This window comes from Fretibacterium fastidiosum (assembly GCF_000210715.1).
In the GTDB taxonomy this organism is placed as follows: Bacteria; Synergistota; Synergistia; order Synergistales; family Aminobacteriaceae; genus Fretibacterium; species Fretibacterium fastidiosum.
On the sequence record NC_021038.1, the window covers coordinates 131147 to 138780 of the forward strand.

7 protein-coding genes are annotated in these 7634 nt (G+C 68.1%); 6 read left to right on the forward strand and 1 reads right to left on the reverse strand.

What is annotated here, in order from left to right:
- Nucleotides 1-343: hypothetical protein (locus tag SY1_RS00615; protein ID WP_208872485.1), on the reverse strand; the 343-nt coding region annotated here is incomplete at its 3' end.
- 835 nt (nucleotides 344-1178) lie between these two features.
- Here SY1_RS00615 and SY1_RS00620 point away from each other — a divergent pair.
- From SY1_RS00620 to SY1_RS00645, 6 genes are all read left to right on the forward strand, one after another.
- Entirely contained in the window at nucleotides 1179-1517 is a 339-nt protein-coding gene (locus SY1_RS00620; protein ID WP_208872486.1) for a hypothetical protein, read from the forward strand.
- A gap of 232 nt (nucleotides 1518-1749) precedes the next feature.
- The gene (locus SY1_RS00625) at nucleotides 1750-2469 is read left to right on the forward strand and encodes a phosphatase (RefSeq protein WP_015555838.1); all 720 of its coding nucleotides are present in this window, start codon (nucleotides 1750-1752) and stop codon (nucleotides 2467-2469) included.
- Between the two features lie 161 nt (nucleotides 2470-2630).
- Complete coding sequence (locus SY1_RS00630; RefSeq protein ID WP_208872487.1) at nucleotides 2631-3545, forward strand: 50S ribosomal protein L11 methyltransferase; 915 nt, start codon at nucleotides 2631-2633, stop codon at nucleotides 3543-3545.
- Nucleotides 3546-3550: 5 nt separating this feature from the next.
- Nucleotides 3551-4873, forward strand: coding sequence for a MiaB/RimO family radical SAM methylthiotransferase (locus tag SY1_RS00635; protein WP_208872488.1), 1323 nt, complete (start codon nucleotides 3551-3553; stop codon nucleotides 4871-4873).
- Nucleotides 4870-6417, forward strand: coding sequence for an Hsp70 family protein (locus SY1_RS00640; protein WP_208872489.1), 1548 nt, complete (start codon nucleotides 4870-4872; stop codon nucleotides 6415-6417). Before SY1_RS00635 ends, SY1_RS00640 begins: the two co-directional genes overlap by 4 nt.
- A 70-nt stretch (nucleotides 6418-6487) precedes the next feature.
- Nucleotides 6488-7516, forward strand: a complete 1029-nt coding sequence (locus tag SY1_RS00645; protein ID WP_015555840.1) for a DnaJ domain-containing protein — start codon at nucleotides 6488-6490, stop codon at nucleotides 7514-7516.
- Nucleotides 7517-7634 lie beyond the last annotated feature (118 nt).

The window sequence follows — 7634 nt, forward strand, 5'->3', positions numbered from 1 at the left end:
CGTCGGACCGCTCCACCGGATGCGGCGCCTGGGGCGTCGCCGGCCTGGCGCTCTTCGCCGGGGTCTCCGGCTGGGGGGCGGTGCGCTTGTGCCGCCTGCCGCCTCTGCGGTTTCGGCTGTGGCGGGAGGCTCCGCTCCTGGCGGGGCCGGAGGCGGAGACGGCGGACTCGATGGCCTCCCCCACGCTGAAGGGGATCTCGCCATCGTCCAGCACCTCGCGGTCCAGCTCCTCGAGAGGCGCCACGCCCGTAAGGGGCTCCGCTGCCTCTGGCTCGTCCAGAGGAAACGGGGCCTCCGGGGTCGCCCGCTCCGGGACGGAAAGCTCGCGAAGGGGAGAGGACACGATGGTGATGTCATAAGGAGCTTTTTCGTTATCAGTAACGTTATTGTTACTTTTTTTGACCCCATTTTCTGAATCGACGCCGACTTCTCCCTCCGTTGGATGGTCGGTAGGGGTTTTTACGGAAATGTTTTCGTTATCGATAGTCGAAACGTTACCTTTATGGACCGTCCCCTCGGCTTTTTTGTCGCCAACTTCGGAAGTGTTTTTAGGACCGGTATGGTTATCGGCGTTATTTTTCCCGCGTCCGCGCCGTCCTCTCCCCCTCCCCGTCGGCTTTGCGGAGGAGCTCTTCCGCTTCGAGGCGTCCGCGAGTTCCGCCTCCACGGGGGTGGAACCGCCCTCGCCGGGCTCCGCTGTGCGGGCTGCCCTGGCCGGATGGCCCTCCGGGGCCTCAGGCGCTGAGGCGGGAGCGTTTTTGATATCGGTAACGTTTTCACTGGCTCTTTTCCGCCGCGACCTTTCTTCCTCGGGGGCAGTGCCGCGGTCCGGCGCCTCTTCGGGGCGCGTTTTCGCCGTCCTGCGCCTTCCTCTGGGCGCGGGGGCGCTGTGCAGGGTCATCTTTTCATTTCCGGTATCGTTATTGATTCCGTCTTTTTGACGATCGGGGGCCGTTGAGCGCTTCGCGCTCTCCGTCGAGGCCTCTATGGCGACGCGCCCTCCTGCCGAGGGCGTCTCCTTCGCCGTCTGCCGTTTTTCGGCGGCGATCGCCGTCAATTCGGTCGCCGCAACGGGAGCCGGGCCCTTGCCGGCGGCGGCGCGTCGTCCCCTCCTCCGCTTTTCTCCCCCCGATGGCTCCTCCGGGGCTTCGGGCTGATGCGGGGAAGTGGTTGATTGTTTGTTACCGGTATGGTTTAGGGGTGGCTTCTCCGTTTTTTGGGGGGCGGTCTTGGGGCTCTCCGTGGCCCTCTTCGTTCCGTCCGAGGCCGTGCGGGGCTTTCGGGGGCGCGTTGAGGTGGCCTTTGCGGGGGCCTTTTCGGAGGCCTTGGCGGGTTCCCGCTTCGCGGAGGCCGGCTTGGGCTTCCGGTCGGGCTCCTGCTCCGACGGGGCAGAGCCCTTGCCGGAGGGTTCCGCCGGCTTCTCGACGGCCTTCCGCCTGCTTCGCGTCCTCTTTGCCTTCTCCTTCGTTGCCCTCTCCGCCTGTGCCGCATCCGCCATGTCGCGTTCCTCCGCCTGAGCCCCTCGCTCGTGAGGCTCCCATGATTTTTATACCGGTCATTATTTTATCACCTTTTAAAATTTTTGGGACGGAAACTTGTCCGGGATCGTTTTTTTAACCGGTATGAAGAACCGTGTGGATCGCCCGGCAACGATTTGATTTAACCGACGTTTCATTTATAATAATAGGCTGTTTCGTCTGCTGCGTTTTTGCGGACGGATAAATCTCGATGTGAAGGGTTGATCTTCTGATGATGCTGCGCGCGGACCTGCACACGCACACGATAGCCTCCGGGCACGCCTATTCCACGGTTGGCGAGATGGCGCGCTCCGCCGCGGCGAAGGGCCTTGACCTGATCGCCATAACGGACCATGCCCCGTCCATGCCGCAGACCTGCGGGTGGATGCACTTTGCCAACCTGCACACCCTGCCGCGGGAGGTGTGTGGGGTCACCGTCCTGAGGGGGGTGGAGCTCAACGTCCGCAACATGGAGGGGGAGACGGACCTGCCGGAGCGGGTGCTGAGGCGCCTGGACTGGATCATCGCGAGCCTCCACGAACACGTCCTGCCGTCCGGTCAGGAAACGGACTACACCCCCGTCTACCTGGCCCTCGCGGAAGACCCCTTCGTCGACATGATGGGGCATCCGGAGTCGCCGGAGTATGCCTTCGACATGGACCGCGTCCTTCCCCTCTGGGCGGAGCGGGGGAAGGTCGTGGAGTTCAACGAGGCCCATATCTTCACAGGGAGTCAGAAAAACAGGCGGAACGCGCTGCGTCTGGCGGAGGCCTGCGCCAGGTGGGGGGTGACCGTGGCGGTGGACTCGGACGCCCACAGCGAGTGGGACGTGGGGTGTACGTCCAAGGCCGCGGAGATGCTCACGGAGATGGGCTTTCCGGAGGAGCTGGTGCTGAACCTCTCCGCGGAGCGGGTCCTTGATTTTCTGCAAAATCGTACGCGTCGCCTGTGAGCCGTCGTGACGGACTTTTTCAGGCATCCTGAAAAAGGCGCTCTCACGGCTTTCCTCCCGTAGTACAATTATAAGGTAAAAAGAATTAGGCAGATTGGGCCGCAGCGGACCACGCTCCCGGCACGATCGATCTGGGGGTGTTCCTTGTGTGTCCTGATACGTTGAACGCGCCTTTGCCGGAGCAGACGGCGGAAGGCGACGGAGGTTTTTGGTGGACCGTTGAGTACGAGCTCATCCCTGGCGAGAACAGGGAGTGGGACGCGGAGCGCCTCTGGACCCTGGCCTCGATGACCGGTGCTATCGGCTCTGAGCTTGTCGAGGACGGGGACAGGATGATCCTCCGCGCCGATTACCTGAGCTCCAGGGACCCGGACGAGCTGAGCCGGTCGGTGAGCGACCTCCTGCCGTCCTTTCCGGGGGTGTCCGCCGGCGGGTGCCGCAAGACGGAAAAGCGCGCCTGGAGCACGCAGCACCTCGAGGCGTTCCCGCCCCTCAACGTGGGGCATACCTTCGTGGTCATGGCCCCGTGGCACAGGGACGAGGAGAGGCAGGGGCGCATCCCCCTGTACATCTATCCCGCCATGGCCTTCGGAACGGGGTACCACGAGAGCACCCGCATCGCGCTTGAGCTCATGGAGGATGTGGTGCACCGGGGGGACGTGGTGTTGGACATCGGCACGGGCACGGGCATCCTGTTCATCGCGGCCCTGAAGCTCGGCGCGTCGTGGACCGTCGCCCGCGACCTGGACCCGACGACGATCGAGGAGGTGCGCCGCAACATGGAGCTGAACGACCTGAGCCCGGACCTCTGCGACCTGGCTGTGGGGGACCTGCTCTCCGGCGTGCAGGACAAGGGGAACGTCCTCCTGGCCAACATCCTCCTGGCGCCCAACCTGGCCCTTCTGCCGGACGTGAAGTACGCCCTGAAGCCAAAGGGCTACGCCATCTTCTCCGGCATGACGAACCATGAGCGCGGGGCGTTCCTGTCCGTCCTCTCCTCCTCCGGGCTTGCGCTGGAACGGGAGCTTCACTTCGGCGACTGGTGGGGCTGCCGGGCCCGTCTCGCCTGGGGCTAGGCTTCGTGACTGAAAAGGAGGGGCCTGGGTCCCTTGGGCTGCGGGGCGTCCCGGTGTGGCTTCACGTGCTGGGGTGCCGGTCCAACCTGTGCGAGGGCGACTTTCTGGCCGGGGACCTGGAGGCCAGGGGCGCCTTGGTGCGCCGCGAGCCGGAGGGGGCGCGGGCGGCCGTCCTCGTCAGCTGTTCCGTGACGGCGGAGGCGGACCGCAAGTGCCGTCAGCTGGTGCGCCGCGCCCGCCGCGCGGTGGGGGAGGAGGGCGTCGTGGCCGTGTGCGGCTGCTGGGCCCAGGGCGTCGAGGCGGAGGCAGCGCGGGGGCTGGGGGTTGACCTTCTGGTGGGGAACCGCCGAAAGTCCCTGCTGGCCGAGGCCCTCGACGCCGCGCTCCGGCAGGGCCGCGCCTTTTGCGACCTGCGGGCGGACCTCGGCGCGGACCGTTCCTGGGAGGAGCTCCCCATGGGGGCTCCCCGGCTGCACTCCCGCGCCTTCATCAAGGTCCAGGAGGGCTGCGACCACTTCTGCACCTACTGCGTCATCCCCTTTCTGCGGGGCCGGTCGGTGAGCCGTCCTCTGGCGGACGTCCTGGCGGAGGTGCGCCGCGTCTCCGAGGGGGGGTGTCGCGAGGCGGTACTGACGGGAATCCACCTCGGCATGTACGGCCGGGACAGGGGGTCCTCCCTGGCTGAGCTGGTGCGCGCCGTGTCGGAGTGCGGGGCCCTGGACCGGCTTCGGCTGGGGTCCCTCGAGCCCTTTTCGCTGGACGGCGCCCTGCTGGACGCGCTGGCGGACAGCCCCATCTTCTGTCCGCACCTGCACCTGCCGCTCCAGAGCGGGGACGACGGGGTGTTGTCCCTGATGCGCCGGGGCTACACGGCGGACGATTTCGCCCGCGTCTGTGAGGCGGCCCGCAGCCGGCTGGGAACGGACCTGCACATCTCAAGCGACGTTCTGGTGGGGTTCCCTGGGGAGGACGACGCGGCCTTCCACGGAACGACGGCCCTGATGCGCCGCGTGGGGATGGGGCGGGTCCACGTGTTCCCCTACTCCGAGCGGCGCGGCACGCTGGCGGCCTCCCTGCCCGGAAGGGTGGAGCCCTCCGTGCGGGCGGAGCGTGCCGCGGAGGCCGCTGCGGTGGGGATGGAGCTTCTGAGCCGATACGCACGGCGTTTCGTCGGCCGGACGCTGGAGGTCCTGGCGGAGGGGGATGGAGCGGGCTACACCCCGCAGTTTCTGGAGGCGGCCTGGGAGGGCGGTGCCCTGCCAGGCCGGACGGTGCGCGTGGCGGTGCGCTTTGAGGAGGGGGGAAAGCTCGAGGGATGTCTCGCATGAGTTCGCCCGCGATCGGAATCGACCTGGGGACGCGCAACGCTCTGGTTGCGTTCCTGGACGAGGACGGCGCCGTCAGGCTCATCCCCAACCGCTGGGGGACGACGACGACCCACTCCGTCGTCGGCTGGGAGGACGGGGCGTGGGTCGTGGGCGAGGACGCGGTGCGCCTGGGGCTTCGGGGCGGCAGCGTCTGGTGGGACCTGAAGCGTAAGGTGGGGACCTCCTTCCGGGCCTTCCCCGACGGACGCCCGCGCGCGGCTCAGGACCTCCTGGTCCCCCTGCTGGAGGCGCTGCGCGAGGACGCGGAGGTGTGCCTCAAGTCCTTCGTGTCCTCCTGCGTGTTGACCGTGCCCGCCTGCTTCACCCTGCCCCAGCGAGAGGCCGTGATCCGTGCGGCAAGCGCCGCGGGGCTTGACGCGCGCATCGTGTCGGAGCCGACGGCCGCGGCCCTCGCCTTTGGGCGCCAGGGGCGGTTTCTGGTGCTGGACTTCGGGGCCGGCACGACGGACATCTCCGCGGTGGAGAGCGAGGGGGGCGTGTGGCAGGTGCTGGAGAGCGTCGGCACGGACACCGTCGGGGGCTATGAGTTTGACGTGGCCCTGGCGGAGTGGCTGCGCGAAAGCCTCCTGCTGGACAAGTTCGACGCCGGGGACGTGCGCTGGCAGCTGCTGCTCCAGGAGGCGGAGAGGATCAAGATCGCCCTGTCCGACTGCTGGTCCGTCCACTGGACGCCCCTCGCCCTGGGGGGATGGGCGCCGCCTGAGCTCACCGTCTATCGCGAGGATATGGAGCGCCTGATGCGCTTCTCCATCCGGCGCCTGATCCACACGGTGCGCCGCCTGTGGGACCGCTATGGGCCGGAGCACCTGCTGCTGGTGGGGGGGTCGAGCCGCATTCCCCTCCTGCAGGAGATCCTGGAGCGGGAGGTGGCGCTGCCGGAGCGGCTCAGCCTCAGCGCGGAGGACGCGGTGGCGCGCGGCGCGGCGCTCTACACGGCGTCGGGGCGGGAGCGGCTTCTGCTGGACGCGCTCTCCGGGGACCTGAACGCGCTCTGGTGCGGGCAGACGCTGACGCTCATCCCATCGGAGTCGGTGCTGCCGGCCCACGCGGAGGTCGTCCTGGAGGCGGCGCGGACGGGGCGCGCGACGCTCGAGATCCGCCAGTCCCGAAACGAGCTGCGGGACGAGAGCGTTCGCCTGGGCTCACTGGACCTGGAGGTCGATGCGGGGGAGGAGCTTCGCCTTGCCTGCCTCCTCTCGGCGTCGGGCCGCTTCACGGCATCCCTGACGCGCGGGACGGGGGAGTGCGTGCCCATACCGCTGGTCCTGGAGGGAACGCAGGCCGGCCGCAGCCCGGAGGCGGAGAACGACCGCCGCCTGCGCGAGCTCAAGCTCTCCCTGGTCAGCCTCGAGACGCTGCTGTCGGACAGCCAGCGGGCCCGGCTGCACCTCTTGTTTCGGCGCGCCGAGGGGGCGCCCTCCGACCCCGAGGTGATGGGGCTTCTGGAGGGCCTGGTGAAGGACCTGAAGCGGGCGGTATCCTGACCCGTAGGACGCTGCGGCGTCCTGTTTCACGTTGTGTCGAGCTTCTGACGGAGCGAGGTCGTTGGTTGCGATGGAGATGAACCTTTTCGGGGAGGTCAAGGCCAGCCTGAGGGCCCTTGGGCTGGAGCCGGGGGCGACGGAGGCGGACGTGCGTTCCGCGTTCCGCCGCCTTGCTCTGACCTGTCATCCCGACGTGGTGGGGCAGGGAGGGGCGCTGCGCTTTCAGCAGATTGCGGGCGCCTACTCCCTCCTGAAGGGCCTTGCGCCGGACGAGCTGAGGCAGCTGTCCGGTGCGGGCTGGCGACAGCAGCGTTCTCTTGTCAAGCGCCGCACCTCCACGTTCCTGGACTGGTATCGCCGCCGCCGTGACCGGGCGCGGCAGGAGGCCGAGGAGGCCCGCCGGGCCGAGCGGGAGGAGGAGCGGCGCCAGGCGGAGGAGCGCAGCGAGCGGGTGGATCGCGTGCTGGAACAGTACGACCGCAGCCTGAGCCGGCGGCTTGAGCGGATGTCGAAGAGCGCCGACGCCGCGCAGCTGAACGACGTCCTGTCGCGCCTCGGCTCCTCCGTTGCCGAGGTGCGGCGCCTCGCGCTGGGGCGCGTGGGGACGTTGATCAACCGTGCCGAGGTTCGTCAGGCGGTGTCGGACCTCTTGTGTCGGTGGGATGTGGACGAGAAGACGGCCCGGTTGGTGGGCGCCCTGCCCATGGAGGCCGGGGTCCTGCGCCGCCTTGCCGCGGACGTCGCCTCCCGCGCGGACCAGTTCCCAAACTCGCTGGTCATGAGCCTGCTGGCACTGCGCAGCCGGGACGTCTCGCCGGACCCGATCTTGATGGAGCGTTACCTCGTCTCGGTCCGGCCCGACTGCGTCGCCGCGATCCTGCGCTATTGGCCCGACGACAGCGCCCCCTCGGATGCGGCGCTGCGCCGCCTGCTGGGCTCGGAGGACGCGCAGGTGCTGGTGCCGCTCCTCTCCGCCATGAAGCAGCGTTTCCCTCATGCCGTGCCCCACTTCAGGGGGCGATTGGAGGAGCTTCTGGAACACCCGGCCCCTGCGGTGCGGGTGTGGTGCCGCGTCCTCCTGGCTCAGGGGGGAGTTTAATTCTGCGTGGAACGCCGGGACGGGGCTGTGAAGCGCTGAGGCCAATTCGCGTTTAAAGAAGGGAAAGAAAGGCCCTCCTGCAAGGGGGGCTGCCCCGAAGTGGGGGAGGGGCGGCGAG